This is a genomic window from Prescottella equi (genome assembly GCF_002094305.1).
Lineage (GTDB): Bacteria > Actinomycetota > Actinomycetes > Mycobacteriales > Mycobacteriaceae > Prescottella > Prescottella equi.
Genome location: NZ_LWTX01000008.1, coordinates 190910 through 217107, shown reverse-complemented (window position 1 = coordinate 217107; position 26198 = coordinate 190910). Strand labels below are relative to the sequence as shown.

The window sequence follows — 26198 nt, the reverse complement described above, 5'->3', positions numbered from 1 at the left end:
TCGGGCTGCAATAGTGCCTGCAACAAACGTTTGCTCGGATTTTCACCCGGGCTGATCCATGCGGGCAACGACGTCGTCACCGTGTGCCCGAGAGCATCGATCTCGAACAGAACATCAAGGAGTCAATCTCATGCAGTTGCGTGTCGGAGCCCGGTTGAGGAGCACCACCTCGGCGGCCGAACTGATCGTGATCCGGATTCCCGCAGAGGATGTCGACATCCGCTGCGACGGTGCGCCGATGGTCACCCCGGAGCAGGCGGCAGACCCGGTGGGGACCACGAGCGGCGAGCTCCAACTCGGCAAGCGCTACTGCAACGCCGACGGCACCGTCGAACTGCTGTGCACGAAGCCCGGGAGCGGCGTGCTCACGGTCGACGGCGAAACGCTGGGTGTCAAGGCGCCCAAGGCGATGCCCGCCTCGGACTGAGGAAGACGATGAACATCCTGACACTGCTGGAGATCGCCGCCGATGCGGACGGCGACCGAATCGCCATCGGGGACAAGCGCGACGGGCTCAGCTACAGCCGCCTGCTCGAGTTGGCCCGCAGGTTCGCAGCCGACCGTGCCGACACCACCGCGCAGACGGTGCTGTACGGCGCGACCGCCGGGGCGGCCTTCCCGATCGCACTGTTCGGCGCGGCGTGGGCCGGAATCCCGTTCGCACCGATCAGCTACCGACTGGCCGACGAGCCGCTCCGTGGGCTCGTGGCGGGTCGGGCGCCGGCCCTCCTGGTCGCGGACGGCGCCGTCGCCCGGATCGGAGGCGGGGTGGACGGCGTCGAGACCGTCGAGCCCGGGGTGCTGGTCGAGAGGCTCGGCGCCGCGGTCGCGGCCGAGATTCCGCCGGCCGACCAGGACCCGGAGGCCCCGGCAGTCCTCCTGCACACCAGTGGGACCACCGGCCCGCCGAAGATCGCCATCCTGCGTCACCGGCACCTGGTGTCGTACGTACTCGGCGGCACCGAGCTGTTCGGCGCGGGGCCCGACGAGGCCGCCCTCGTCAGCGTCCCGCCCTACCACATCGCAGGTGTCGCAGGACTGCTCACAGGTCTCTACAGCGGCCGCCGGATCGTGCAGATGCCGAACTTCGACGAACGCGAATGGGTGCGCCTCGTGCGCGAGCAGGAGATCACCCACGCAATGGTCGTGCCGACGATGCTCGCCCGCATCGTGGACGTGCTGACCGAGGACGGGGGCGGCCTCCCGTCGCTGCGTCACCTGTCCTACGGCGGAGGCCGCATGCCGCTGCCCGTCATCGAGCGGGCCCTCGGACTGCTGCCGGACGTCGACTTCGTCAACGGCTACGGTCTCACCGAAACCTCCTCCTCCGTAGCCGTTCTCGGACCTGCCGAGCACCGTGCCGCAGTCTCGTCCTCGGACCCTGACGTCCAGCGACGGCTGGGGTCGGTCGGCCTACCGGTTCCGGACGTCGAGATCGTGGTGCGCGACGACGCCGGACGCGACGTTGCGCCGGGTGAGCGCGGCGAGCTGTGGGTGCGGGGCGCGCAGGTGTCGGGGGAGTACTCCGGTGCCTCGCTGCTCGACTCCGACGGATGGTTCCGGACCCGCGACGGCGGCTGGATCGACGACGGGGGATACGTCTACGTCGAGGGGCGCCTCGACGACGTGATCGTCCGTGGCGGGGAGAACCTGTCACCCGGCGAGATCGAGGACGTGATCGGCGAGCATCCCTCGGTCGAGGACGTCGTCGTGTACGGCGTCCCGGACGACCAGTGGGGCGAGATCGTCGTCGCCGCCGTCGTGCCGCGTCCGGAAGGTGTGCTCACCGCGGACGAGATTCGCGCCTGGGTGGGCGCCAGACTGCGGTCGTCCCGCGTACCGGCGTTCGTCGAGTTCCGAACGGACCTGCCGCGCAACGACCTGGGCAAGGTCCTGCGACGCGTCCTGCGCGACGAGTTCGTGCCCGCCACTGTCTGACCGAGATCGAGAGGAGCCACAGTGCAACAGCCGAAGACAGTGCAACAGCAGAACGCACCGCAATCGTTGCTCGCCGATTTCCGGGTGGTCGACTTCACGACGGGAATCGCGGGACCGTACTGCACCAAGATGCTCGTCGACGCGGGCGCCGATGTCGTGAAGATCGAGAGCGATCCGGCCGGGGATTCGTTACGGCGCAGGAACCGCGACCGCGGACAGACCGACGGCGCGCTGTTCCAGTACCTCGCCGCCGGTAAGCGTTCGATCCGGGGGACGGTACGGGACGAGCATGTGCGCGAGTTCGTCGCGGGCGCCGATCTCGTGGTCGAGTCCGGCGAGCTGACGATGGACGACATCGAGCTGATCCGCTCGACCACGCCCGGTGTGGACATCTTGTCGATCACACCGTTCGGGAGAACCGGACCGTGGGCCGGCCTGCCCGCCACCGACTTCACACTCCAGGCCCTCGCGGGTTCACTGGCGATTCGTGGGCCGGAGGGGCGGGAACCGCTGCAGGCCGGTGGCCGCCTCGGTGAGTGGATCGCCGGATCGTACGCGGCGGCGACGGCACTCGGCCTGTGCGTCGGAACGCGACGTCGTGGCCGCGGCGGTGAGTGGGCCGATCTGTCGATGCTCGAATCCATGTGCATCGCAATGGCTCTTTACCACCCGGTGACGGCGACGCTGTCCGGAGCGCCGGGCCGCCGCACGGCCCGGACGGTGGAGATCCCTTCTGTCGAGCGATGTCTCGACGGTTACATCGGCTTCTGCACGATCACCGCTCAGATGTTCCAGGATTTCCTGATCATGATCGACCGGGCCGAGTTACTGGCCGACGACTCGATCGTCGATGTGCGCCGACGCCAGGAACGCTACGCGGACTTCCAGTCGATGATCGAGTCCTGGACGTCGACCATGCCGGCCGACGCGATCGACGAGATAGCCGGTGCCATGCGAATTCCCGTGTCGCCGATCGGAACGCCGGAGACTGTCACGGAGAACGCGCACTTCGCCGAGCGCGGCGTGTTCGTCGAGAACCCCGCGGGTTTCGTCCAGCCGCGACGGCCGTACCTCGTCGACTCCGTGGTGCCCGGTGCTGTCGGCCGCGCGCCACTCGTGGGCGAGCACGACGGCGCAGAGCCGTGGACGCCACGGGTACAGCCGGACAGGCCGCTCGGCGACGCGGACGCTGCACCACTGGCCGGCATCAGGATTCTCGATCTCACCGCGTTCTGGGCGGGCCCTGCCGCGACCCAGGTACTCGCCGGGATGGGCGCCGAGGTGATCAAGGTCGAGTCGGTACAACGGCCGGACGGCATGCGGTTCACCTCGACCAGATCTCCGGGCGAGGCGGCCTGGTGGGAGGCGGGCGGCGTGTACCAGGGCGCGAATGCCGGCAAACTCGGTGTGACACTCGATTTGAGCCGCCCCGAGGGCGTCGACGTCCTGCTGGAGATGGTTCGCCACGCGGACGTCGTGATCGAGAACTTCTCGCCCCGCGTGCTCGACAATTTCGGGCTCACGTGGGATCGGCTGCGCGAGACGAATCCGGCCGTGGTGTTCGTGCGGATGCCGGCCTTCGGTCTGTCCGGTCCGTGGCGGGATCGCACCGGGTTCGCGCAGACGATGGAGCAGGCGACGGGCCTGTCGTGGATGACCGGCTACCGCGACGGCAGCCCGATGGTCCTCAAGGGTCCGTGCGATCCGGTCGCGGGGCTGCACGCCGTGGTCGCGACCCTGTCGGCCCTCGAATACGCGCGGGCCGAGGGCCGGGGCTGTTTCGTCGAGGTGCCGATGGTCGAGAGCGCGTTGAACGTGGCCGCCGAGATGGTGATCGAGTACAGCGCCAACGGAAAATCGCTCTCCCGTGACGGCAACCGCGGTCCGGACTCCGCGCCTCAGGGCGTGTACCGGTGTGCGGGCGGAGCGGACGACTGGCTCGCGCTCGCAGCCCACGACGACGCGCAGTGGACCGCGATCACCGCCGTGCTCGACCTGCCGGACAGTGTGCTCGACGCCGACTTCGACACCGCGGACGGCCGTCGCCGGCATCACGATCGCCTCGACGAGTTGCTCACCGAGTTCTGTGCAGGGCGCGACGTCGACGAACTCGCGGCCGCGCTGACTGCACGGGGCGTCCCGGCCGCGCGTGTGGTCGATCCGAGCCGGATCCTCGAGAACCCGCAGGCCCGGCACCGCGGATTCGCGGAGAAGGTCGACCATCCGGTGTTCGGGCCGCTCGAGATCCCCGGCCTTCCCGCGGTGTTCGCGGCGCGCCCGGAACCGGCGTTCACGACGGCCGCCCCGATGCTGGGACAGCACAACGACGAGGTGCTCACCGCGCTGGCCGGGCTCGATGCAGCCCACCTCGAAGATCTGCGCGACAGCAATGTGATCGGCGACCGTCCCCTACATCTCTGACACTCGACAGGAGTACTCGATGTGAGTGCACATCCCTTCCGCGACGTGGTGATCGTCGCCGCCTACAACACCGAACAGGCCCGGGTGTTGGAAGGCCACAACAGCTTCACCATCAGTCTCGACGCGGCGCGGGGCGTCATCGCCCAGTCCGGTATCGACCCCACCACGATCGACGGCGTGTACAGCAAGACCGCGCCCCAGCTCATCTACGCACTGGGCCTGGGCCCGGTGTGGAACGCGAACAACCCGGGCGGTATCACCGGCGTGCTGCATGCCGCGAGTGTCGTGGCGGCCGGGCTGTGCGAGACCGTGCTGGTCGCCGACGGGGAGGCCGGCCGGTACACCGAACGCGAATCCACCGCCCCGTGGACGCGACCGTCCAACGAGTTCGTCGCCCCCTTCGGCCTGTACACGGCCTCGGAATTCGCCCTCATTGCTCGGCGGCACATGCATCGGCACGGTACGACGTCCGAGCAGATGGCGGCGGTGGCGGCCCGGATCCGCAACAACGGCAACATCAATCCCGATGCGATCTACTACGGCCGCGGTCCCTTCACCGTCGACGACATCCTGGCGTCGCGAATGATCGCCGACCCGTTCCACCTGCTCGACTGCGCAATGACCTCGGAGGGCGGTTGCGCACTCGTCGTCACCACCGCCGAGCGCGCGAAGGACCTGCCCGGCAAGCCCGTCTACGTCCTCGGCGGCGGACTCGACCACATGGGGCCCTCGTACCAGCACGCACCCAGCTGGGATCTCGGCAGCCGCTCGTCGGACATCCCCAACGGCTACGTCGGGCGGCGGGCTGCCCGCACCTCGTTCGCGATGGCCGGCCTCACGCCCGCCGACGTCGACGTGGCCGAACTGTACGACCCGTTCTCGTTCGAGATCATCCGCCAGTTCGAGGCTTTCGGCTTCTGCGGTGACGGTGAGGGCGGTGAGTGGGTCGTCGAGAACGTCACCGGGGACGACCCGCGGCTGCCCATGACGACCGACGGCGGACTGATGTCCTACAGCCACGGCGGCGGCATCGTGCAGCTCACCCAACGCATCGCGCGGGGCGTGCACCAACTCCAGGGCGTCTGCGAGACCAATCAGGTCGACGACGCCCAGGTGGTGCTCTGCAGCAACGGCGGAGCCGGCGCCTTCTTCACCGACGTCCTGCTACTGGGAAGTGAACGACCATGAGCGAAAACACCATCACGACCTTACTGGCGCCCCAGCGGGCGGGAATTCCACTGCCCGAGCCCACCGTCCTGTCGAAGCCGTTCTGGGACGGATGCGTCGCGGGAGAGTTGCGGTACCAGCGCTGCACGGCGTGTGGACACGCCGAGTTCGACCCGAACAAGCTGTGCCGCGGCTGCGGGGCGGACAGCCTCGAGTGGCAGGTCGGCTCCGGTCGCGGCACCGTCTACAGCTACACCGAGGTGACCAGGCCGCAGACGCCGGCCTTCACGAGCCCCTACGTGGTGGTCATCGTCGAGCTCGACGAGGGCTACCACATGGTGTCGAACATCATCGGGTGCGCGCCCGCCGACGTCCGGATCGACATGCCTGTCGCGGTGGAGTTCCACGAGATCGAAGACGGCGTCGTACTGCCGTACTTCGCGCCTGCTCACTCGGGGATGAACGGATGAGCGACAACGATATTCCGCACGTCGCCGTCGTCACCGGCGCCAGTCGCGGCATCGGCCGGGCCATCGCACGGCGGTTCGCCGCCGACGGCATCCGCGTGCTGGCCGTGTCACGTTCCATGCGGGCCGGCGACGGTCGTCTGCAGGGGTCGCTCGAGGAGACCGTCGCGCAGATCCGAGCCGACGGCGGCACCGCGCAGCCTCTGGTGTTCGACCTCGGCGATCCGGACGGCGACCGCGCGTCGGTGATTGCCCACGCCGAAAAGGTTTTCGGTGCGCCGGTCGACATCCTCGTCAACAACGCCGCGGCCACACGGCACTTCGACCAGTTGTACGGCGAGATGACTCGGGAGTCCTTCTACGATTCCGTGGAGACGAACGTCTGGGCCGGGTGGGACCTGGCGACCGCGGCGGTGCCCGGCATGCGGCAGCGGGGGGCCGGGTGGATCCTGAGCATCTCGTCGACCCAGGCGGGGCCGCGCAAGGGTCCGCCGTTCGCCCCGAACTCGACGTTCGGTGCGTGCCTGTACGGCGGCACCAAGGCGATGATCGACCGGATCACCACCGGCGCCGCGATGGATCTCTACGACGACAACATCGCGGTCAACACGCTGGCCCCGGAGTATTCGATCGCCACCGAGAACGCGCTCACCGTGCCCGGCGTCACCACCGGCAACTCCGAACCGGAGGAGACCATCGCGGAGGCGGCACTGGCCCTGTGCACCGGAGACCCGAAGGTGCTGACGGGGAGGATCACTCGCAACCTCGGCCTGCTGGTGGAGCTCGACCGTCCGGTCCGCACGCTCGACGGCGCCTCGCTCCTACCGGGATGGCAGCCCGCCGACATCGACACGACTCGCATCCGCCCGGGCTACCTGTCGGCCGTCCTCTGACCCGAAGACCCACCCGCTCGTTCCGCGGACACCACGTACATCTCTTGCAACAATCGTTTGTTACAGACTTCTACAGGAGGCACCCCCATGCCACTCCAGCCTTGGATGAAGCTCGTCTCGGTCGACGACCACCTCATCGAGCACCCCACCGTGTGGGCCGATCGCCTACCGACCAGATACCTCGAGGCCGGCCCGCGCATCGTCGAGGAGCCCTCGCCGTCGGGCGGTGCGCCCATGCAGGTATGGAACTACCAGGGCAAGCGCTTCCCGGCGATCGGACTCAACGCGGTGGCGGGCAAGAATCCCGAGGACTTCGGGATGGAACCGGTCCGCTACTCGGACATGATCCCGGGTTGCTACGACCCCAAGGCGCGTCTGGCCGACATGGACCTCGACGGCGTGTGGGCGCAGACCTGTTTCCCCTCCTTCCCGCGTTTCGCGGGTGCTCTCTTCACCGTGGAGAGCACCGACATGGAGTTGGCGCTGCTGAGCGTCAAGGCCTACAACGACTACGTCCTCGACGAGTGGTGCGCCGCCGCGCCGGACCGCTTCATCCCGGTGATCATCTTGCCGCTGTGGGACATCGCGGAGTGCGTCGACGAGATCCACCGGACCGCGGCGAAGGGCGCCAAGGGCATCACGTTCCCGGAGGATCCGGTCCCGCTGGGGCTCCCGTCGTACTACACCGACCACTGGGACCCGGTCTTCGCGGCCGCGCAGGAGACCGGGATGCCGCTGTGCATGCACTTCGGCTCCTCGGGCCGCCCGCCCGCCACGGCGGAGGAGGCCCCGTACGCCGTGACCATCTCGCTGTACGCGACCAACATGATGTCGTCGACCTCGCACCTGCTGTTCTCGCCGGTGTTCCACAAGTTTCCGAATCTCAAGGTGGCGCTGTCCGAGGGCAACATCGGCTGGGTGCCCTACATGCTCGAGCGCATCGACGCGGTGTGGGAGCGCCATCGCCACTACCAGAACGTCGTGCAGGATGTGGTGCCGTCGACGCTGTGGTTCCGGAACATGTACGGCTGCTTCATCGACGACGACTTCGGGCTGAAGAACCGGCATGTCGTCGGCATCGACAACATCACGTGGGAATGCGACTACCCGCACTCGGACTCGTACTGGCCCAACAGCCGCAAGCACGCCGAATTCCGGTTTCAGGACGTGCCGGACGACGAGGTCGTCAAGATCGTCGAGACCAACGCCCGCCGGCTGTTCAACTTCTACGACGAGGGGGCGAAGGCGTGAGCTCGCCCGACCCGTTCGGGTGGCAGCAGCCGCCGATCACGCCGATGACGGCGGAGGAGCGGATCGAGGCCGACGACTGGGTCGAGCAGGATCTGCTCACTCGCGACCTCGTGTCCGAACGCCTCGACGCGGTCGTCACGCAGGCCACCGCCGAGCTGGCGTATCTGGAGACGTCGGGGGCATCGGCCGAGGCGATCGATCTGGTGCGCCGGCGCATCGCGGCGGCGGCCGCGTCCCGCAAGTTCGTGGAGGAGGGCTGACCATGGCGTCCACGCCGTCGAGGGCAACCGCGCTGGTGCAGACCGGTCCGCGGGAGGTGCGTTTCGAGCAGTTCCCGCTTCCGGTCCTCGAGCCCGGTGCGGCGCTACTGCGGGTCGAGGCGAACGGGCTGTGCGCCAGCGACATCGATTCGTGGGAGGTGAAGCACTCGGCATACGAACCCGGGGTGTCGCCGTTCCCGCGGATCAACGGTCACGAGATCGTCGGCATCGTCGAGGACGTCGGCGTCGGACCGCGCTCGGACGGGGTGCGAGTCGGTGACCGGGTGGCGGTCAACCCGTTCCTCGGGTGCGGCCGGTGCGATGCCTGCCGGGAGGGCGCGATCATCCGCTGCGCCGGTTGGCCGTTCCGCCCGAATGCGTACGGGTACATCCCCACCCGGCACGCGCCGGCGCTGTGGGGCGGGTATTCGACGCACGTCTACATCCACCCGAACGCGATTCTGCACCCGTTCCCGGAGAGCACCGACCCGTTGGACGCCACGCTGTGGAATCCGTTGGCTGCCGCGATCGACTGGGCGGTGACGACCCCCGGTACGACGATCGGGACGAGTATCGCGATCCTCGGCTGCGGCCAGCGTGGGTTGGCGGCCGTCGTCGCGGCCAAGGCCGCCGGCGCCGACACGATCCTCGCGACCGGACTGTCACGGGATCGGCACAAGCTGGATCTCGCAAAGGAGTTCGGTGCCGACGTCGTCGTCGACGTGGAGACCGAGGACCTGCGGGACGCGGCGCACCTGACGACCGGTGGGCGCGGATTCGACGTCGTGCTCGACACGTCGCCGCACGCGACCGGCCCGTTGCTCGACGCCCTCGACATCGTCCGCACCGGTGGCACGGTGGTGTCGGCGGGACTGAAGACCCGGCCGATCGAGAACTTCCCGATCGATCTGCTGACACTCAAGAACATCCGGCTGATCGGGTGCGGGGGGTCGAGCGTCCAGTCGTACCAGCAGGCGGCCGGTATCGTCGCGTCCGGCCGCTTCCCGCTCGGCCGCATGCGGACCCACGTCCTCGGGTTCGATCGCCTCGAGTACGGCATCGAACTGCTCCGCGGCGATCACCCCGAGGAACGGCCGATCAACATCGTGATCACCCCGACCATGAGCGTCGCCTGACAGTTCCGGTTCCGTCCCGCGCGCGAATTCGTCTCCCGCGCGCGCAATCGAGCGCGCGTCGGGTCAGTTTGCGCGCGGGACGAGCGGTGCTACTCGCAGGCGATCCCGTCGTTGTCGCGATCGAGGTGCGGTGCGTATCCGGCCTGCCCGCGGTAGATCGGCGTGACGCCGGCGTTGCGTGCCTCGGTGCAGTTCTTGTAGCCGACCTGCGGGCGCGGCGTCTGCGGGGCGGGCGCTGCCTGGGGAGCCGGGGCCGGGGCCGGAGCCGGAGCAGGGGCTGGGGCGGGAGCCGGCGCTGCGAGCGGCGGTGCGGCGACCGGAGGAAGCATCGGACCGAGCGCGTCGGCGGATCCCGTGGGGATCAGACCGACGATCTCGCGCGGCAGGAAGTCCTGGATCGTTCCGGCGCGCATGACGGGTGCCGGCGGAAGCAGCGGCTGAACAGCATCGGCGACGAACTGCGGGATTGCATTGGCGACTGCGGGCGGCAGGAAGTCGTGAACTGTCGATGCCGACGCGATCGCCGGTGCAGCGACGGAAACCGCGGCGCAGCCGACGAGAGAGATCGTGAGCGTGCGAATACGCATGGGAACTCGATTCGTGGAAGATGCCGTGGGAGTCCACGGCGTCGTGATGATGTGACAGGACTGTCTACCGTAGAACCTTTCGGTTGGTTTGTTCGGGGTATTGCGACGCGTGGCCAGAACCTTGGGGTATAACTTCGGCCGTTGACCAAAACGCGCCACCGGATCGGTGGTCGGATCCGGGGGAGCTTTCGATGACAACGTCAGGTGTTCGTGTCGTGCGCGGAAATAGGAGCGTCGGGGTGGCGGTAGCGCTCGGGATCGGCGTGGCTGTCGCCGGATCGCTTTCGGCTTGCGGGTCGTCGGACGACACGACCGCGGCGGTGCAGGCAACGACGACCGCCACTGTCGCCGCGCCGGCCACATCGCTCGCGCCGCCGGTGTCCGCTTCGGTCGTCGTCCCATCCCCGACGGTGCCTGCCCCGGCGTCTGCACCGGCGTCGGTCTCCGCCCCGACGCTCGTGCCCATGCCGAACGTGATGTGCATGAATCTCCAGGACGCGCAGGACCTCATCCAGGAGCACGGCGTCTTCTTCTCCCGGAGCGCAGATGCCTCGGGTAAGGGGCGCAACCAGGTCGTCGACTCGAACTGGATCGTCGTCGGTCAGACCCCCGCCGTGGGTGCGCTGATCGGTGAGGGTGATGCCGTGCTGTCCGTGGTGAAGATCGGCGAACCGAACCCCTGCTGACGGCAGCGGATCCCTACTGGTCGTCGAGATCGTCGAACAGTGACGGTTGGATGGGCTCCTCGACCGGCCGAGGACGCTCGGTCTTGTTGTCGGGCAACTCGTCTCGACGCGGATCCGGAGCCTCGGCCGGAGTTTCGGCCGGCGTCGGCGGCGGATCGCCGACGGTCGCCTGTGACGGCGCCGTGGGGAAGTGCAGGACGCCTCCGAAGTGCGACGCGAACTCCTCGTCGACCCCGTTCAGGAAGTCGCCGAGGTGTTCGATCATGTCGGCGAGATGCTGCGGTACGAACGGGTCGGCGAGCATGTCGATCATCACCCGGAGCCGGTCCTCGTACAGTGCGAAGCGCAGGTACGGCCAGCGGCGGTTGAGGTCGGTGACGAGTTCCGCGGCGCGGGTCCGTCCGCTGATGTCGCGCACCAGGGGTGCCCACAGCTGGATCTCGGGCGCGGCCTCGTTCGCGATCACCAACGCGAGGGCCGCGCCGAACCGGAGCACGATGTCGCCGTCCTGATCGCGTTCGGGTTCGTGGCCGAGGATGTCCGCCACGGTCCGGGCGATCACCTCGCGCAGATGGTCCGTGTCGCGCGGCCGGATCGCCAGGTAGCGATCGAGGGGAGCGGGGCGCGGCGTCGGATCGGGCGTCTCCCCGGGCACGGGTTCGGCGTCCGCACCGAGATGATGCAGCGTCAGGAAGCTGGGGTGCGGAACGTCCCATGTGTCCCGGAAGACCGCGACGATCATCGCCGCGAGCTGATCCGCCCACCGCGACGCCTTCTCGACGAGGAGCGCGGGTTCGTCGCCGATGTCGAAGTCCTCGAACTGCAGAGGTGGTTCGACCGGGTCGGGCTGGATCCAGCCCTGGTCGAGCAGGCGTGCGCGATCGGTGCCGGACAGCCGTCGTCGCGGCGGCAACTGGAGGTCCGTCGGAATCTCGCAGCGGACGAGCGGGTCACCGGGGGCGGCCGTCACCCGGCACTGCACGAAGGGAAGGCGACCGTCGGCGTCGTCCGTCTCGGAACTGGTCTCGAGTACCAGTTGGTCGTCGACGGATGCTGTGGCAATACGGTCGGCAAGGCGTGAACGGAAGGAACCCCAAGCGTCGTCGAGTGCGCGATCGAAGTCGTTTCCGGCAGATCTGTTCGAGAACTCGGACACAGCAATACGGTATCGCGCCCGTCGAGTGGAAATCGAAGCGGCGGTCCGGGGGCCCCGTCCCGACTGATCGGAGCCGAATGTGGGTTTGTCCGCTCCTTCGCCTAGTGTGCCGAATCGAGTTCGATACTGGGAGGTATGTAATGCGCGTCGGCGTTCGAAAGTGGCGAGGAGCCCGTGCCGGTTCCGTGGCGGGGCTGGGAGCGGCGGCGATGGCGCTGGTTCTCTCCGCAGGCACCGCGACGGCGGCACCGAGCGAGGGGAGCGCCTCCGGCAGTCTCGGCTCGGGAAGCCTGGGAAGCCTCGGGAGCCTCACCGGAAGCTCGGGCGCCGGCAGCGTCAGCTCGGGGTCGTCGATCCCGGAGTCGCTGCAGGAGGACCCGGGGCCGCCGCCCGCGGTGCGCGACGACATCACCACCGCCGCGATCGTCGGTGAGAAGCCGCTGTCGAACCAGGCCGTCCAGCTCACGATCGCGTCGCCGGCGCTGCGCCGGGAGGTGACGGTACAGGTGCTGCTGCCGGCGGACCGGTCGGCGCCGCGCCCCACGCTGTACATGCTCGACGGCGTGAGTGCCCGGAACAACGGCAGCGGCTGGATGAGCGCGGGACTCGGTGGCGCGCCGGGGTTCTTCGCGGACAAGGACGTCAACGTCGTCCTGATCAACGGCGGACGGGCCAGCCTCTACACGGACTGGGACGAGATCGATCCCAAGCTCGGCCTGAACAGGTGGGAGACCTACCTCACGCAGGAACTGCCGGGACTGATCGACGCCAAGCTGAAGACCAACGGGGTCAATGCGATTGCCGGCAACTCCATGGGCGCGCAGTCCGCCGTCATGCTCGCTCACCGCCATCCCGAGCTCTACCGCGGTGTCGCGGCGTTCAGCGGCTGCTATTCGACGAGCGATCCGCTGGGACGGTTGGTCCTGCAGACCACGGTCACCTCGCAGGGCGGCGACCCGACCAACATGTGGTCGGATCCGGACGGACCCGAGTGGCTGTCGCACGACTCCGTTCGCAACGCCGAGCAGCTGCGTGGCAAGCCGATCTACCTGTCGGTGTCGAACGGGCTGCCCGGAGAGTTCGAGGAGGGCTCGGACGATGCGCGCCGGCTGTACCTCGGCGGAGCGATCGAGGCCGCCACGAACGTGTGCACCCGGATCTTCCAGGCGCGTCTCGAACAGCTCGACATCCCGGTGACGGTCGACTACGCGGGTGCCGGGGTCCATGCGTGGGACTACTGGCGTCTCCAGCTTCCCAAGTCGTGGCCGACGCTCGCGAAGGCGCTCGGCCTGTCCTGACGCGACCCGATCAGCCGGTGACGGCCTGGACCGAAAGCTGGTTCAGGCCGTCACCTGTCTTCGAGCACCCGGTGGTCGCGTACGGGACGAAGATCGAGCCGGTGTCGTTGGGCGGGTACACGCGCAGCCCCGCGACCGGGGTGGGCGCGCAGGTGTCCGCTGGGTAGTTCTGCACCTCGACCGCGCGCACCATCGCGGTGGCGGTGGCGTCCGGGGCGAGCGTGACGGCTCCGGCGGATTCTCCGGAGCGGGTCGCAGCCGCCCCCACCTGAGCGCCGTCGGCGCCGCCCTGCACGTAGGAGACACCGGGGAACCCGTCGAGCGCGCACGTCCGTCCGCCGACGTTGGTGAAGACGAGAGGGAGCTCGGTCGACCCGGCGGCACCCTGGCCCTGTCCGAGGGTCAGGCGCAGCTCGCTCACGGCACAACCGGCCTGCTGGGCCGGCGCGGTGGCGGCCGCCGCGGCAGCGGTAACCGACGCGGCAGCGGTTACCGACGCGGCGGCGGTGGGAACCGCGTCCGCGGTGCCGCTCTCGTCGCTGCCGCAGGCTGCGGTGGTGAGCAGGGCGGCGATGCCGACGGCGCCGAGGGTGCGGATCAGGACGGGGTTTCGGGACATCGCACGCACTCCTGGCAGTCGTCGGTTCGATTCCTGTGAATATCGCACGCGGGCGCAGTCCCCGCAGATCGGCTCGCGGAACGGCCGGCCGGGCCGGTCACGATCGGACATCTGATCGTCACGTCGTGTAGCCCGCCTGTAACAGCAGGTCACCTAGCGTATACGGCGACGTATACATGGTTGGGCCGCCCTGCGCGGCCCGTGCGAGAAAGCGGCCAACGATGACGACATTCGACGCCAGCACCCCCACCGAACGCGCACGGGCGGCCTTCGCGCGCATCGCCGAGTGCGGCCGCCCGGAGGTGTGGATTCACCTGCGGCCCCAGTCGGACGTCCTCGCCGACGCCGCCGCGGTGGAGCGGAGAGTCGCGAAAGGGGAATCGCTGCCGCTCGCCGGCACGGTGTTCGCCGTCAAGGACAACATCGACGTGGCCGGGCTGCCCACCACGGCGGCCTGCCCCGAGTTCGCCTACGTCCCCGACGTGTCGTCACCCGCGGTGGACCGGCTCGTCGCCGCCGGCGCGGTGCTCGTCGGCAAGACGAATCTCGACCAGTTCGCGACCGGACTGGTCGGCACCCGCAGTCCGTACGGCGTCGTGCGTGCCGCGCACCACCCCGACCGGGTGTCCGGTGGTTCGAGTTCGGGGTCCGGGGCCGCGGTGGGGCTCGGACTGGTGGACTTCGCCCTCGGCACCGACACTGCGGGCTCGGGGCGCGTGCCCGCTGCGTTCAACGGTGTCGTCGGTATCAAGCCCACGCTCGGACTGGTGCCGACGCGGGGCGTGGTGCCGGCGTGCGCCGACTTCGACTGCGTCACCGTCCTGGCACCGACGGTGAGCCTCGCGGGGCTAGCGATGTCGATCATGATCGGCCCCGACGTCGACGATCCCCGCAGTCGGGCATGGCCGGCCGACGTCGTGCTCGCGGCCCCGCTCCGTCCTCGGATCGGGGTCCCGGTCGAGGACCAGCTGGGCGTGCTCTCCGAGAGCTACCGCCGCAGTTTCGCGGCGACCGTGGCACAGGCCGAGGATGCCGGTCTCGACATCGTGCGATTGGACATCGCCCCGCTGCTCGCAGCCGCGCGCCTGCTCTACGATGGCGCCCTGGTCGCGGAACGATTCGACGCGGTAGGAGAGTTCGTGACCGCCAACCCCACTGCGGCGCTGGACCCGACGGTCGCGGCGATCGTCCGGGGATCGGCGGAGCCTGCGGCGCACGAATTCGTCCGCGACACGGGTGTTCTGGTGACGGCCAAGCACTTCGCCGCCGAACTGTTCGGCGGCGTGGACGCGCTGCTGCTACCCACGACGACCGAGCATCCTCTCGTCGACGACGTGCTCGCCGATCCGGTCGAGATCAATCGCAGACTCGGCACCTTCACCAACTTCTGCAACCTGCTCGACCTGGCATCCGTCGCGGTTCCGGCGCCGGGGGAGCCCGGGGAGTCGTTCGGTGTGATGACCGTGACGCCGGCGTTCGGCGACCAGATCGCGCTCGACGTGGCCGCCCGGATCGTCGCCGGCGAGACCGCGGTCGTCGCTCCGGACGAGGGCGTGCGGCTGGCGGTGTTCGGCGCACACCTGCAGGGACAGCCGTTGCACCACCAGTTGGAGGCGTTGGGAGCGCGATTCGAGCGGGCCGTCGCCACCACGGACGACTACCTCATGGTGCGACTGGACTCCGAGCCGCCCAAGCCCGGTCTGGTGCGGGTGTCCGAGGGCGGAGCGGGACGGTCGCTTCCGGGTGAGCTGTACCGCATCTCGCGCGCCGGACTCGGCACGTTCCTGGCTGCGCTCCCGGAACCGATGGCGCTGACGGCGATGACCCTTGCCGACGGAACCCCTGCCGTGGGCTTCACCTGCACCCCCGCGGCGGCGGCGACGGGAGCCGACATCACCGAGTTCGGCGGCTGGCGCGCGTTCCTCGCGGGCATCCCCGCGTGACGCCGACGTAACGCGGTCGGGGCCTCCAGGGCAGATCGTTAACACTGCGAACACAATGCGGACCACACCGCGTAATCGCGCCGAACGACAGTATTCGTGAGCGGATACAGCGTCGTATACCGGCTCGCTGCAGTGCATTTCGATCATCTCGATCCCCAGGAGGCCCCCATGCCCCTTCGCCCGCCCCGGTGGTTCGCCATCGTCGCTGCCGCGATAGCGGTGCTGTTCACGACGGCATGTAGCAACATCGATTCCACGTTCGCGGCCCGGCCCGCCGGTGGCGGCGATCGGGCCGACGTCGTCAAGGTCGGGACGCTGCGGGGGCAGCCCCACCTGTTTCACCCGTTCTTCTACGAACGCTTCGCTCCCGAGGGCACTGCGGTCGATGTGGTCGTGTTCGACAGCTCGCCAGACATCAAGAACGCCCTGGTCAGTGGAGCCATCGACTTCGGCGTCGCGGGCGTTCCCGCCTTCCTGGCAGGTTCGGCTGCGGGACAGGATGTTCGACTCGTCGCGTCGGCGGCCGACGGGGGCACCGGTATCGTCGCGGCACCGGGTATCGAGTCGGTCGACGACCTGCGGGGGCAGAAGGTCGGATTCCCGCTCGGTTCCTCGCAGGAGATCCTGCTCCGCCTGACGCTCGCACGCCTCGGCCTCGACCCGGGCCGGGACGTCCAGTTGGTCAACCTCCCGTTCTCGGACATGGCGAAAGCCCTCGCCACGGGCCAGATCTCGGCGTTCGCCTCGGCGGAACTGGGACCGGCGACCGCGATCGAGGCGGGCGCGCACAGTCTCGTCTCGCCGTACGACACCCCGGTGGGCCGGGTGAACATCGGACTGGCCACGACCCAGCGCACGATCGACGCCAAACCCGAACTGGTGCAGAAGATCGTCGACACCCACGTCCGGACGGCCGAGTTCATGGACGCCGATCGCGACGCGTGGCACGGCGGTGTGGTCGAGGAGTTCGGCCTGAACCCGGCCGTCGCGGCGACCGCGATTGCCAACATCTGGCCTCGATCGGATCTGTCGGCCGACTACCGCAGCCAGGTGGCCGCCCTGACCCGGCAGATGGTGGTGCTGGAACAGATCCCCGTGGAGCCCGACCTCGGCGAGTTCGTCGACGACTCGTTCCTGAAGGAGTCCGCAGATGCTTGACGCAACCACTGTGAAGAAGAAGGCCGCCGTCCTCTACGGCCTGCCCGCGCTCGTTCTGCTCGCCGGCTTCTGGAGCCTCGGCGTCCATTTCGGATGGACTCTCCCGCTCGGCATCCAGATGCGTTTCCTGCCACCGCCCGGCGAAGTGGCCGGTCGGATGTGGGACGTGGCGGTGGGCGGCGTCCACGACGACGCCTACAGCGGATCCCTGTGGCGTCACCTCGCCGCGAGCACCCTGCGCGTTCTCAACGGGTTCCTGCTCGCGGCCGCACTCGCCATCCCGCTCGGCGTGCTGATGGGACGCTTCGGCCCGGTACGCCGGGCCCTCGAGACGACCGTGAATCTGGTGCGCCCCATCCCGGTGACGGCCTGGGCCCCGCTGACGCTGCTCATCATCGGTTACGGCGACCGTTCCACGATCTTCCTCATCTTCGTCGCGGCGTTCTTCCCGATCCTGCTCAACACGACCGTCGGCGTCGCGCAGGTGCCACCGCGACTGCTCGAGGCGGCGGCCATGCTCGGCACCCCCAACGCGAAGACGCTCTACAAGATCGTGATTCCCAGTGCCATGCAGAGCATCACGAGCGGCCTGCGAATCGCGCTCGGCCTCTCGTGGGTGGTCCTCGTCGTCGGCGAGACCGTGGGCATCTCGACCGGACTGGGCGCCATGATCACCCAGGCTCGCGACATGAGCCGCACCGACCTGATCATCGCGGGCATGGTCTTCATCGGCCTCGCCGGCTTCGTCACCGACCGTTTCATGGGGTGGCTGCTGCGGGTCGCGACCCGCGGACGCCCCGGACTGTCCTGACCGGCAGCACGCTTCCCACGACGAAAGGACCATCATCATGTCGAACGCAGTAGCGGATCCCGGTACGAATCCCGCCGCGACGAAGGCCGCCGACATCGTCATCCGTGATCTCGCGAAGCAGTACGGCGAAGGCCCGGCGGCCGTGCAGGCGCTGGCCGGGGTAGACCTCACCATCGAGTCGGGTGAGTTCGTGTGCCTGGTCGGCGCGAGCGGCTGCGGCAAGAGCACGCTGCTGCGGATGCTCGCCGGATTCGAATCGCACAGCGGGGGAGAACTTCTGGTCGGTGGCATCCCGGTCGCCGGCCCGGGACCCGATCGTGGCGTCGTCTTCCAGGACTACGGACTGTTCCCGTGGATGTCGGTCCGTGAGAACGTCGCCTACGGACCGCGGCAGCGTGGCCTCAGCCGTGCGGAGTCGAACACGCAGGCGGACAAGTACATCCGCGCAGTGCAGCTCGAGCGGTTCGCCGACCAGTACCCGCACCAGCTCTCGGGCGGCATGCAGCAGCGAGTGGCGATCGCTCGGGTGCTCGCCAACAATCCGGCCGTGATGCTCATGGACGAGCCGTTCGGCGCCCTCGACGCGTTGACCCGCACCACTCTCCAGCGCGAGCTGGCCCGGATCCAGCGGGCCGAGGGGACGACGGTCATCTTCGTCACGCACAGCATCGAGGAGGCGGTGTACCTGTCGGATCGGGTCGTCGTGATGACCGGCGGCGCGTCGCACGGCGTGCCCGGCCACGTCCGCGACGTCGTCGACATCGATCTGGGCTCCGACCGCGACGTCACGTCGGTGGCGTTCAATGATCTCGAGCGTCGCATCGCGGCGATGGTCCACGAATCGATCCACTGACGGGGAGAGGTAGGCGAGAGGACATGACCACCGCCGGAGAATCTGTCATCGGGCTGGGCGAGCGGGTGTACCGGGAGTTGCGCGAGCAGGTCATGAGCGGGCAACTCCCTGCGCATGCACGCCTGGTCGAGGGTCGGCTGTGCGAGGCGCTCGGGGTGTCGCGGACGCCGTTGCGCGAGGCGCTCGTCCGGCTGCACTCGGACGGCATCGTGACCCGACGCGAGGACGGCTACTACCCGCTGTTCCCCGACCTCGACTCGATCCGGGACCTGTACGAACTGCGGGTCACGCTGGAACTACGGGGGATAGCCCGGCATCTGGAGAAGCCGGCGAACTCCGAACTACGGATCGACCGGCCGCTACTCGAGGCGGTCCGCCGACGATGGCTGGACCTGCAAGCGGATCCTCCGGAGCCCTCACCCGACATCGTCCAACTGGACCAGCAGTTCCACGTGGACCTGTCGACCGCCGCAGGGAATCCGGCGCTCACACGGGCACTGACGACAGTGAACAGTCAGATCCGGCTGGTGCGGATGTACGACTACCAGACACCGGAGCGCGTGGACGCGACGGTCACGGAGCACCTCGAGATCGTCGAACGGATACTGGACGGGGAACTCTCCGGGGCTCTTGCGGCGCTGCACGCGCACGTGGGCGGTTCGCTGGACGTCGTCGAGCAACGGGCCGTGCGGGCGATCACCGCTCACGCACTGCACGGTCGGCGCTGACGGCCGTCGTCCGAACACAGACGAGCCGCCTTCCTCGCGTGACGGAAGTCACGGGAGGGAAGGCGGCTCGTGGTGCGTTCGGGGTGTCTCCTACTGCGCTTCGGCGGCCGCCAGGCGAGCCAACATGCGGTCGAGGACGGATCCGTCCGGGCCCAGGTCGTCGAACCGGGACGAGCCGTCGGCCTGCGTGGTGACGGCGACCGGTGTGAGGCTGCGCGCCAGGTCGCTGCGGCGTCGAACGGCTTCCAGGATCGCGGCGTCCAGGTCGAGAATCTCCTGCTCGAGGCGGTCGAGCGTGGCCGTGTCTGCATCTCCGGTCGACCCGGTGGCGTGAATGGCGAACGATTCGGTCTGAACGGACACATCGTCTCCTTTGGTCTCGTGCGCGCAGGGCCGCCGCTGCGACGCTGTACATAGTTAGTCGCGGAAGCGGTCTATACGTTACGTCCGGTACACCGCCGATGCATGGCACGAGGGGCGGCGTACAGTTGCACTGTGCAACAGGAAACGACGGCCGACGAGGTGGCGGCGGTGCACGCCGAACTGGTCCAACTGGCGCGCGAACTGGTGGCCGGAGGACGTGAACCTCAGGGCGGTCCGTCGTTCGCCCAGCACTCGGTCCTCTCGTTCGTCGCGCGCAATCCCGGTTGCCGCGCCACCGATATCTCCGACGCGTTCGGCGTCAATCGTTCGACCGTTTCGCGTCAGCTTCGTGGGTGCCTGGACTCGGGCTGGGTGCGATCCGAGGTCGGCCCGCTCCGGGCCGGCTATCCACTTCACCTGACGGACCAGGGCACCGCGGTACTGGCATCGGCGGACCGCCGGCGTCTCGACGAGGTCCGTGCCCGGGTGGACGGCTGGTCACCGACCGAAATTTCCCAGTTCGCGAGCATCCTGCGACGGTTCCGCACAGCGCAGGCGCCGACGCCGCTCGCCGAGCCCTTCCAGCGAGATGGAGATGACGCACATGCGTGAGTACGGCGCCCGATCCCGATTCACCATCGGCGCAGACGAATCGATCGTCCACACCGTCTTCGAACACGCGCGCCGCAGTCCGCAGCGCGTGTTGTTCTCGCGGCCGATCGCAGACGAGTGGGTCGACGTCACCGCGGCCGAGTTCGCGGACCTGGTCACCGGCGTCGCGAAAGGGCTGGTGGCGTCCGGGGTTGCGCCGGGTGACCGCGTCGTTCTGCTCTCGGCGACCCGATTCGAGTGGACCCTGTTCGACTTCGCGATCTGGGCCGCCGGCGCGGTGTCCGTACCGATCTACGACTCCTCGTCGCCCGAACAGGTCCAGTGGATCGTGGAGGACTCCGGAGCGGTCCTGGCGATCGTCGAGCGGGCGCAGCACGCCGCGGGATTCGCGGATGCCGGACCGGATCTCACCCGAGTTCTGCAGATCGAGGATCGGGCGGTCGAGAAGCTGATCGCCGAGGGCGCCGGCCTGGCCGACGACGTCGTGCGGCAGCGGATCGCGGGGGTGAGCGCCGACGATCTCGCCTCGCTCGTCTACACCTCGGGGACCACCGGTAGGCCCAAGGGGTGCATCCTCACGCACCGGAACTTCCTGTCCGAGGTGCGGGGAATCCTCGTCGCGTCGATCGGCGAGGTGGCGCGGCCGGGGAATCGCATGCTCACCTTCCTCCCGCTCGCGCACGTCCTCGCGCGAGCGGTGTCGCTGGCCATGTTCGAGGCCGGCGGAATCCAGGCGCACTGGTCGAACTTCGGTACCGTCGCCGAGCAGTTCGAGAGGTTCCGCCCCAACGTGATCCTCGGTGTGCCAAGGGTATTCGAGAAGGTGCGGGACAGCGCGGCGCACACCGCCTCCAAGGGTGGCCCGATTGCGCGGGCGGCTTTCGCATTCGCGGAGTCCACCGCGATCGAGTACAGCGAGTCCCTCGACGCCGGCGGGCCGTCGTTCCTGCTGAAGGCACGCCACGCGCTCGCGGATCGTCTGGTGTTCCGCAAGCTCCGGGCCGCGATGGGAGACGAATGCTGGTGGGCGATCTCGGGCGGCGGGGCTCTGATGCCCCGGCTCGGACACTTCTTCCGGGGCGCGGGTATTCCCATCTTCGAGGGATACGGACTCACCGAATCGACAGCGGCGCACTGTGTCAATGTGCCGGGCGAGCAGAAGATCGGAACGGTCGGGCGCCCGATGAGTGGCAACTCGGTGCGGATCGCGGCGGACGGCGAGATCGAACTCGCGGGCGGCGTCGTGTTCGGGGGCTACTGGCGCAACGAAGAGGCGACGGTGGACGTCTTCGACGACGGCTGGATGCGGACCGGCGATCTCGGTGAACTCGACGACGACGGCTACCTGATTCTCACCGGACGGAAGAAGGATCTGCTGGTGACGGCGGGCGGGAAGAACGTCTCGCCGGGGCCGCTCGAGGATCGACTCCGCTCGAACGCCCTGATCTCGCAGGCCGTGGTGGTGGGGGACGGCAGGCCGTTCATCGGGGCACTGCTCACACTCGATCCCGAGCCGTTCGAGAACTGGAAGGCATCGAACGGCAAACCCGTGTCGGCCACCGTGGCGGACCTCGCCGACGACCCCGATCTCCGTGGGGCCCTGCAAGCGGTGGTGGACGACGCCAACGCGAGCGTGTCCCACGCGGAGGCGATCAAACGATTCGCGGTCCTTCCACACGATCTCACCGAGGAGTCCGGCGAACTCACCGCCACTCTCAAGATCAAGCGGAACGTCGTCTCGGAGCGTTTCGCCGACCAGATCGCCTCCATCTACCGCTCCCGCTGAACCCGTGCGGCTAGCTCCTGGCGACCAGTGCCGGGAGTCCCTCGGCTGCGGTGGTGCGCCACGAATACTGCACGTGCGGGCTCAGATCCGTCGCCTGCGGGTTGATCTCCACGACCGTGGCGCCCGACCCGATTGCGCGCAGCGGCAGGCCCGCCGCCGGGTACACCACGCCGGACGTGCCCACGACCACCATCAGGTCGCACTCGTCGACGGCGTTCTCGGCCCGCTCCCACGCGTCCACGGGCAGCGCCTCGCCGAACCAGACCGCCCCGGGGCGGACGGAACCGCCGCAGCGCGTGCATTCCGGCGGAGCCACCGGGCCGGTGGGCTCGGCGTCGAGGCCGCCGTCGGACGGGTGCGGGGCACCGCAGTCGCCGCAGCGCGGGGCGAAGAGGCTGCCGTGCAGATGCGCGGCCACCTCGCTGCCCGCCCGCTCGTGCAGGTCGTCGACGTTCTGCGTCACGATCTCCACCGGGGTGTGCCGGGCCCACTCGGCCACGGCCCGGTGGCCGGCGTTCGGTTGCACCCGGCGCACCAGGCCGGTCCGCCACTGGTACCACGCCCACACGAGGCCGCGGTCGCGCTCCCACCCCTCCGGGCTCGCGAGCTGCTCGGGTGAAAATCGCTCCCACAAGCCGGTCTGCGCGTCCCGGAACGTCGGAATGCCACTCTCCGCGGACATTCCGGCGCCGCTGAACACCACGACCTTCCGTGCAGCGCGGGCCGCTTCGAGAATTGCCGGGTCGACAGGGGAGACAGTCATACCGCCGATTGTCCGCGTCCACGGCCGGCTCGTCCGCACCCGACTGTGCCGTGTCGCGACGATCGGGTTGAATCGACGCATGGCTACGAGCGCGTGGAACCGATGACCGGCGAGTTGCTGCCGCACCCCGGCACGGGGGAAATGTTCCCGTCTCCGGTGCCGCCCGGCACCGGCTGGCCCGGCGATCCGGCGGACGAGCAGACACCCGTGGCCCACTCGGCGGCGGACGTGGTCGCGTTGGCAGCCGACGCGAAGAACCTCCTCGACATCGACGCTCGGATCAGCGTGTGCCGCGCGTGCCCGCGACTGGTGGAGTGGCGTGAGCGCGCGGCGGAAACCAAGCGCGCGTCGTTCGCGAACCAGCCGTACTGGGGCCGGCCGGTCACCGGTTTCGGCGGCGACTTCGCGAAGCTGCTGATCATGGGTCTGGCGCCGGCCGCGAACGGCGGCAACCGCACGGGCCGCATGTTCACCGGTGACCAGGCCGGCGACTGGCTGTTCCGTGCGCTGCACCGGGCGGGACTCGCGACCAGGGCCGAGGTCGACCACGCGGGTGACGGGCAGAAGCTGTTCGGCGTACGGATGCTCTCGGCGGTACGGTGCGCGCCGCCCGAGAACAAGCCGAGTATCGAAGAGCGGGACTGCTGCGCGGGCTGGCTCGACGCCGAGTTCGCCCGGCTCCTGCCGTTCGCCCGGGCCGTCGTCGCGCTCGGCGCCTTCGGCTGGGACGCGACGCTCGGGGCCGTCCGGCGCTCCGGCGGCACCGTCCCCACCCCGAAGCCCAAGTTCGGGCACGGGCAGATCGCCGTCCTGCACACAGCGGACGGCAAGCCGCTGAACGTGATCGGCTGCTATCACCCGAGCCAGCAGAACACCTTCACCGGACGGCTGACCGAGCAGATGATCGACGACGTCCTGTCCCGGGGGCAGGAACTCGCGGGCCTCGGCTGGGCCTGCGGCGGCTCCGGGCGCTGACGGCGCTCCGAGCGTCCGGTGCACAACTGTGACGCATACGTCCTCTGAGTGGGACGGCAGCTTGAATCACACCCCGTAGGGGTGGCTACCATCACACACCACGTCGAATGCCGTTGGAGGTGTGCATGAGTCGCGAGGTCCCCGAACCCGCAGTTCAGATGGGTTATGTCGTGGCGGACCTCGACGCCGCCATCGACCACTGGGTGACGCACGCCCACGTCGGACCGTGGACGGTGTTCCGTGGCGTGACGCTGAACGGGCGCTACGCGGGCGCCGACACCGTCGTGACCATGGACGTCGCGATGGGTTACACCGGCGACCTCCAGATCGAGCTCATGCAGATCACGTCGTCGACGCCCTCGCCGTACGCGAACTCCGCCGGCGAACCGCTCGTCGGACCCCACCACATCGCCTGGATCACCGACGATCTCGATGCAGCGCTCGCCGACGCCCGCGGCCGCGGACTCGACGAACTCTTCGTGGCCGAGGGTCCGGGGACGCGCGTCGCATACGTGCATTCGCCCGGGCAGCCGGGCGTCGTCTTCGAATACATCCAGAGCGCCGGCATGCGCGAGATGCTCGCCTACGGCATCGAGCAGGCCCGCACCTGGGACGGATCGAACCCCGTGCGCTCGATCGGCTGATCGCGGCGCTCCTCCCCGGGGCCACCCGGCCCCAACCGACTTCCGCATCGACAAGGCGGAGAACCCAATCCGGCGGCGCCGGGAAAGGCTGAACGATGGTCAACTGGAACGAAGAATGTGACGTGTTGGTGGCCGGGTCGGGCGCCGGTGGCGTCACCGGCGCGTACACCGCGGCTCGCGAGGGCCTCGACGTGATCCTGGTCGAGGCGACGGACAAGTTCGGCGGCACCACCGCGTACTCCGGTGGCGGCGGGTTCTGGTTCCCGGCCAACCCGGTGCTCAAGCGCGCCGGCACCGACGACACGATCGAGGACGCGCTCGAGTACTACCACGCCGTCGTCGGCGACCGGACCCCGCGCGAGCTGCAGGACACCTACGTCAAGGGCGGCGCTCCGCTGGTCGAGTACCTCGAGCAGGACGAGAACCTCAAGTTCGAGATGCTGCCGTGGCCCGACTACTACGGCAAGATGCCGAAGGCACGCAACGACGGCCAGCGCCACACGATGCCGACGCCGCTGCCGATCTCCGAGGTCGGTGACCTGCACAAGCTCGTCCGCGGACCGCTCGACTTCGACCGGCTCGGCGCCGACCTGCCCGAGATGCTGATCGGCGGCCGCGCGCTCGTCGGTCGCTTCCTCAAGGCGATCGGCAACTACCCGAACGCGAAGCTGAACCTCAACACCCCGCTCGTCGAGCTGGTGGTCGAGGACGGCGCCGTCGTCGGCGCGCTCGTCGAGCGTGACGGCGAGCAGGTCGCGATCCGCGCCCGCAAGGGCGTCATCCTGGCGGCCGGCGGCTTCGAGGGCAACGACGAGCTGCGCCAGAAGTACGGCGTCCCCGGTGTCGCGCGCGACACGATGGGTCCGTGGGGCAACGTCGGCCAGGCACACCAGGCCGGTATCGCCGTCGGTGCCGACACCGACCTGATGGACCAGGCGTGGTGGTCGCCGGGCCTGACCCACCCGGACGGACGTTCCGCGTTCGCGCTGTGCTTCACCGGCGGCATCTTCGTCAACGACGACGGCAAGCGCTTCGTCAACGAGTACGCGCCGTACGACCGCCTCGGCCGCGACATCATCGCGGGCATGGAGGACGGCTCGGTCACGCTGCCGTACTGGATGATCTACGACGACAAGCAGGGCCAGCGGCCGCCGATCGCGGCCACCAACGTCTCGATGGTCGAGACCGAGAAGTACGTCGACGCCGGCCTGTGGCACACCGCCGACACGCTCGAGGAGCTGGCCGGAAAGATCGGTGTCCCGGCGGAGAACCTGCTGGCAACGGTGGAGCGGTTCAACGCGATGGCCGCCAACGACGTCGACGAGGACTTCGGTCGCGGCGACGAGGCGTACGACCGGGCGTTCACCGGCGGCGGCCCGGCGCTGATCCCGATCGAGCAGGGTCCGTTCCACGCTGCCGCGTTCGGCATCTCCGACCTCGGCACCAAGGGCGGTCTGCGTACCGACACCGCGGCGCGGGTGCTCGACACCTCCGGCAACCCGATCCCCGGTCTGTACGCGGCCGGCAACACCATGGCGGCCCCGAGCGGCACCACCTACCCCGGTGGCGGTAACCCGATCGGCACCTCCATGCTGTTCAGCCACATCGCCGCGATGAACATCGCCGGCAAGTAAGCCGAAACGCACTCACGCGCCCCGCTGCCGGTTTCCCGGCGGCGGGGCG

Annotated in this window: 27 protein-coding genes; 21 read left to right on the top strand and 6 right to left on the bottom strand. The window is 69.0% G+C overall.

Annotated features, from left to right (window positions below):
* Positions 1 to 130 precede the first annotated feature (130 nt).
* From A6I89_RS19335 to A6I89_RS19295, 9 genes are all read left to right on the top strand, one after another.
* Positions 131 to 427 carry a hypothetical protein gene (locus A6I89_RS19335; protein WP_022594972.1) on the top strand — a complete coding sequence of 99 codons (297 nt, stop codon included), beginning with the start codon at positions 131 to 133 and terminating at the stop codon, positions 425 to 427.
* 8 nt (positions 428 to 435) lie between these two features.
* Positions 436 to 1938, top strand: a complete 1503-nt coding sequence (locus A6I89_RS19330; RefSeq protein WP_022594973.1) for a class I adenylate-forming enzyme family protein — start codon at positions 436 to 438, stop codon at positions 1936 to 1938.
* A 21-nt stretch (positions 1939 to 1959) separates the two neighbouring features.
* A complete protein-coding gene (locus A6I89_RS19325; RefSeq protein ID WP_022594974.1) occupies positions 1960 to 4359 on the top strand; it encodes a CaiB/BaiF CoA-transferase family protein in 2400 nt (799 codons plus the stop codon).
* Positions 4360 to 4380: 21 nt separating this feature from the next.
* Positions 4381 to 5547, top strand: a complete 1167-nt coding sequence (locus tag A6I89_RS19320) for a thiolase family protein (protein WP_013415479.1) — start codon at positions 4381 to 4383, stop codon at positions 5545 to 5547.
* Positions 5544 to 5996: a Zn-ribbon domain-containing OB-fold protein gene (locus tag A6I89_RS19315; RefSeq protein WP_013415480.1), complete on the top strand. Its 453-nt coding sequence runs from the start codon at positions 5544 to 5546 to the stop codon at positions 5994 to 5996. The genes A6I89_RS19320 and A6I89_RS19315 overlap by 4 nt, the downstream gene beginning before the upstream one ends.
* Positions 5993 to 6886: an SDR family NAD(P)-dependent oxidoreductase gene (locus A6I89_RS19310; RefSeq protein WP_022594975.1), complete on the top strand. Its 894-nt coding sequence runs from the start codon at positions 5993 to 5995 to the stop codon at positions 6884 to 6886. The genes A6I89_RS19315 and A6I89_RS19310 overlap by 4 nt, the downstream gene beginning before the upstream one ends.
* 87 nt (positions 6887 to 6973) lie before the next feature.
* The gene (locus A6I89_RS19305; protein ID WP_022594976.1) at positions 6974 to 8137 is read left to right on the top strand and encodes an amidohydrolase family protein; all 1164 of its coding nucleotides are present in this window, start codon (positions 6974 to 6976) and stop codon (positions 8135 to 8137) included.
* Positions 8134 to 8397 carry a hypothetical protein gene (locus tag A6I89_RS19300; RefSeq protein WP_022594977.1) on the top strand — a complete coding sequence of 88 codons (264 nt, stop codon included), beginning with the start codon at positions 8134 to 8136 and terminating at the stop codon, positions 8395 to 8397. The genes A6I89_RS19305 and A6I89_RS19300 overlap by 4 nt, the downstream gene beginning before the upstream one ends.
* 2 nt (positions 8398 to 8399) lie before the next feature.
* Positions 8400 to 9533 carry a zinc-dependent alcohol dehydrogenase gene (locus tag A6I89_RS19295; RefSeq protein WP_022594978.1) on the top strand — a complete coding sequence of 378 codons (1134 nt, stop codon included), beginning with the start codon at positions 8400 to 8402 and terminating at the stop codon, positions 9531 to 9533.
* An 89-nt stretch (positions 9534 to 9622) separates the two neighbouring features.
* Here A6I89_RS19295 and A6I89_RS19290 read toward each other — a convergent pair whose 3' ends face one another.
* The gene (locus A6I89_RS19290) at positions 9623 to 10120 is read right to left on the bottom strand and encodes an excalibur calcium-binding domain-containing protein (protein WP_022594979.1); all 498 of its coding nucleotides are present in this window, start codon (positions 10118 to 10120) and stop codon (positions 9623 to 9625) included.
* A 64-nt stretch (positions 10121 to 10184) separates the two neighbouring features.
* Positions 10185 to 10604, bottom strand: a complete 420-nt coding sequence (locus A6I89_RS24875; protein WP_226347495.1) for a hypothetical protein — start codon at positions 10602 to 10604, stop codon at positions 10185 to 10187.
* On the opposite strand from A6I89_RS24875, the gene A6I89_RS24870 reads away from it, so the two are divergent.
* Positions 10603 to 10806 (top strand): calcium-binding protein, encoded by a 204-nt coding sequence (locus A6I89_RS24870; protein ID WP_226347494.1) that lies wholly within the window; start codon positions 10603 to 10605, stop codon positions 10804 to 10806. The genes A6I89_RS24875 and A6I89_RS24870 overlap by 2 nt on opposite strands.
* A gap of 13 nt (positions 10807 to 10819) precedes the next feature.
* On the opposite strand, the gene A6I89_RS19280 is transcribed toward A6I89_RS24870, so the two are convergent.
* Complete coding sequence (locus tag A6I89_RS19280; protein ID WP_022594980.1) at positions 10820 to 11962, bottom strand: T3SS (YopN, CesT) and YbjN peptide-binding chaperone 1; 1143 nt, start codon at positions 11960 to 11962, stop codon at positions 10820 to 10822.
* Between the two features lie 140 nt (positions 11963 to 12102).
* On the opposite strand from A6I89_RS19280, the gene A6I89_RS19275 reads away from it, so the two are divergent.
* Positions 12103 to 13260, top strand: a complete 1158-nt coding sequence (locus A6I89_RS19275) for an alpha/beta hydrolase (protein ID WP_044990739.1) — start codon at positions 12103 to 12105, stop codon at positions 13258 to 13260.
* A gap of 10 nt (positions 13261 to 13270) precedes the next feature.
* Here the strand turns inward: A6I89_RS19275 and A6I89_RS19270 are convergent, their stop codons facing one another.
* Positions 13271 to 13879 carry a DUF4232 domain-containing protein gene (locus A6I89_RS19270; protein WP_022594982.1) on the bottom strand — a complete coding sequence of 203 codons (609 nt, stop codon included), beginning with the start codon at positions 13877 to 13879 and terminating at the stop codon, positions 13271 to 13273.
* Positions 13880 to 14100: 221 nt separating this feature from the next.
* Here A6I89_RS19270 and atzF point away from each other — a divergent pair, with 221 nt between their 5' ends.
* The 5 genes from atzF to A6I89_RS19245 all read left to right on the top strand — a co-directional run bounded on the left by atzF (position 14101) and on the right by A6I89_RS19245 (position 19372).
* Entirely contained in the window at positions 14101 to 15822 is a 1722-nt protein-coding gene (atzF, locus tag A6I89_RS19265; RefSeq protein ID WP_022594983.1) for an allophanate hydrolase, read from the top strand.
* 168 nt (positions 15823 to 15990) lie between these two features.
* Complete coding sequence (locus A6I89_RS19260) at positions 15991 to 16980, top strand: ABC transporter substrate-binding protein (RefSeq protein ID WP_022594984.1); 990 nt, start codon at positions 15991 to 15993, stop codon at positions 16978 to 16980.
* Positions 16973 to 17791, top strand: a complete 819-nt coding sequence (locus A6I89_RS19255) for an ABC transporter permease (protein ID WP_022594985.1) — start codon at positions 16973 to 16975, stop codon at positions 17789 to 17791. Before A6I89_RS19260 ends, A6I89_RS19255 begins: the two co-directional genes overlap by 8 nt.
* A gap of 37 nt (positions 17792 to 17828) precedes the next feature.
* Entirely contained in the window at positions 17829 to 18644 is an 816-nt protein-coding gene (locus tag A6I89_RS19250; RefSeq protein WP_022594986.1) for an ABC transporter ATP-binding protein, read from the top strand.
* Positions 18645 to 18667: 23 nt separating this feature from the next.
* Positions 18668 to 19372: a GntR family transcriptional regulator gene (locus A6I89_RS19245; RefSeq protein ID WP_022594987.1), complete on the top strand. Its 705-nt coding sequence runs from the start codon at positions 18668 to 18670 to the stop codon at positions 19370 to 19372.
* Positions 19373 to 19462: 90 nt separating this feature from the next.
* On the opposite strand, the gene A6I89_RS19240 is transcribed toward A6I89_RS19245, so the two are convergent.
* Positions 19463 to 19735, bottom strand: a complete 273-nt coding sequence (locus tag A6I89_RS19240; protein WP_005514281.1) for a hypothetical protein — start codon at positions 19733 to 19735, stop codon at positions 19463 to 19465.
* A gap of 102 nt (positions 19736 to 19837) precedes the next feature.
* Between A6I89_RS19240 and A6I89_RS19235 the strand changes: the two genes are divergently transcribed.
* Both A6I89_RS19235 and A6I89_RS19230 read left to right on the top strand, forming a co-directional pair.
* Complete coding sequence (locus tag A6I89_RS19235; RefSeq protein WP_044990741.1) at positions 19838 to 20347, top strand: MarR family winged helix-turn-helix transcriptional regulator; 510 nt, start codon at positions 19838 to 19840, stop codon at positions 20345 to 20347.
* Positions 20340 to 22133 carry an AMP-dependent synthetase/ligase gene (locus A6I89_RS19230; protein WP_022594989.1) on the top strand — a complete coding sequence of 598 codons (1794 nt, stop codon included), beginning with the start codon at positions 20340 to 20342 and terminating at the stop codon, positions 22131 to 22133. Before A6I89_RS19235 ends, A6I89_RS19230 begins: the two co-directional genes overlap by 8 nt.
* Positions 22134 to 22143: 10 nt before the next feature.
* Here the strand turns inward: A6I89_RS19230 and A6I89_RS19225 are convergent, their stop codons facing one another.
* On the bottom strand, positions 22144 to 22896 hold the full coding sequence (locus A6I89_RS19225; RefSeq protein WP_005514277.1) for an NAD-dependent deacylase: 753 nt from the start codon (positions 22894 to 22896) through the stop codon (positions 22144 to 22146).
* Between the two features lie 102 nt (positions 22897 to 22998).
* Here A6I89_RS19225 and A6I89_RS19220 point away from each other — a divergent pair, with 102 nt between their 5' ends.
* The 3 genes from A6I89_RS19220 (at position 22999) to A6I89_RS19210 (ending at position 26149) form a co-directional block, all read left to right on the top strand.
* Positions 22999 to 23871, top strand: a complete 873-nt coding sequence (locus tag A6I89_RS19220) for a uracil-DNA glycosylase (protein ID WP_005514276.1) — start codon at positions 22999 to 23001, stop codon at positions 23869 to 23871.
* A gap of 125 nt (positions 23872 to 23996) precedes the next feature.
* Positions 23997 to 24515: a VOC family protein gene (locus A6I89_RS19215; protein ID WP_022594991.1), complete on the top strand. Its 519-nt coding sequence runs from the start codon at positions 23997 to 23999 to the stop codon at positions 24513 to 24515.
* Between the two features lie 95 nt (positions 24516 to 24610).
* Entirely contained in the window at positions 24611 to 26149 is a 1539-nt protein-coding gene (locus tag A6I89_RS19210) for an FAD-binding protein (RefSeq protein WP_005514272.1), read from the top strand.
* Positions 26150 to 26198 lie beyond the last annotated feature (49 nt).

Excerpts from the sequence above, each read along its gene's own strand:
- A6I89_RS19330 (WP_022594973.1), top strand. The coding sequence starts at position 436 with ATGAACATCCTGACACTGCTGGAGATCGCCGCCGATGCGGACGGCGAC.
- A6I89_RS19335 (WP_022594972.1), top strand. The coding sequence starts at position 131 with ATGCAGTTGCGTGTCGGAGCCCGGTTGAGGAGCACCACCTCGGCGGCC.
- A6I89_RS19275 (WP_044990739.1), top strand. The coding sequence starts at position 12,103 with ATGCGCGTCGGCGTTCGAAAGTGGCGAGGAGCCCGTGCCGGTTCCGTG.
- A6I89_RS19220 (WP_005514276.1), top strand. The coding sequence starts at position 22,999 with ATGACCGGCGAGTTGCTGCCGCACCCCGGCACGGGGGAAATGTTCCCG.
- A6I89_RS19260 (WP_022594984.1), top strand. The coding sequence starts at position 15,991 with ATGCCCCTTCGCCCGCCCCGGTGGTTCGCCATCGTCGCTGCCGCGATA.
- A6I89_RS19235 (WP_044990741.1), top strand. The coding sequence starts at position 19,838 with ATGGCACGAGGGGCGGCGTACAGTTGCACTGTGCAACAGGAAACGACG.
- A6I89_RS19310 (WP_022594975.1), top strand. The coding sequence starts at position 5,993 with ATGAGCGACAACGATATTCCGCACGTCGCCGTCGTCACCGGCGCCAGT.
- A6I89_RS19315 (WP_013415480.1), top strand. The coding sequence starts at position 5,544 with ATGAGCGAAAACACCATCACGACCTTACTGGCGCCCCAGCGGGCGGGA.
- A6I89_RS19270 (WP_022594982.1), bottom strand. The coding sequence starts at position 13,879 with ATGTCCCGAAACCCCGTCCTGATCCGCACCCTCGGCGCCGTCGGCATC.
- A6I89_RS19255 (WP_022594985.1), top strand. The coding sequence starts at position 16,973 with ATGCTTGACGCAACCACTGTGAAGAAGAAGGCCGCCGTCCTCTACGGC.
- A6I89_RS19295 (WP_022594978.1), top strand. The coding sequence starts at position 8,400 with ATGGCGTCCACGCCGTCGAGGGCAACCGCGCTGGTGCAGACCGGTCCG.
- atzF (WP_022594983.1), top strand. The coding sequence starts at position 14,101 with ATGACGACATTCGACGCCAGCACCCCCACCGAACGCGCACGGGCGGCC.
- A6I89_RS24870 (WP_226347494.1), top strand. The coding sequence starts at position 10,603 with ATGAATCTCCAGGACGCGCAGGACCTCATCCAGGAGCACGGCGTCTTC.
- A6I89_RS19290 (WP_022594979.1), bottom strand. The coding sequence starts at position 10,120 with ATGCGTATTCGCACGCTCACGATCTCTCTCGTCGGCTGCGCCGCGGTT.
- A6I89_RS19250 (WP_022594986.1), top strand. The coding sequence starts at position 17,829 with ATGTCGAACGCAGTAGCGGATCCCGGTACGAATCCCGCCGCGACGAAG.
- A6I89_RS19245 (WP_022594987.1), top strand. The coding sequence starts at position 18,668 with ATGACCACCGCCGGAGAATCTGTCATCGGGCTGGGCGAGCGGGTGTAC.
- A6I89_RS24875 (WP_226347495.1), bottom strand. The coding sequence starts at position 10,604 with ATGCACATCACGTTCGGCATGGGCACGAGCGTCGGGGCGGAGACCGAC.
- A6I89_RS19215 (WP_022594991.1), top strand. The coding sequence starts at position 23,997 with ATGAGTCGCGAGGTCCCCGAACCCGCAGTTCAGATGGGTTATGTCGTG.
- A6I89_RS19225 (WP_005514277.1), bottom strand. The coding sequence starts at position 22,896 with ATGACTGTCTCCCCTGTCGACCCGGCAATTCTCGAAGCGGCCCGCGCT.
- A6I89_RS19210 (WP_005514272.1), top strand. The coding sequence starts at position 24,611 with ATGGTCAACTGGAACGAAGAATGTGACGTGTTGGTGGCCGGGTCGGGC.
- A6I89_RS19230 (WP_022594989.1), top strand. The coding sequence starts at position 20,340 with ATGCGTGAGTACGGCGCCCGATCCCGATTCACCATCGGCGCAGACGAA.
- A6I89_RS19305 (WP_022594976.1), top strand. The coding sequence starts at position 6,974 with ATGCCACTCCAGCCTTGGATGAAGCTCGTCTCGGTCGACGACCACCTC.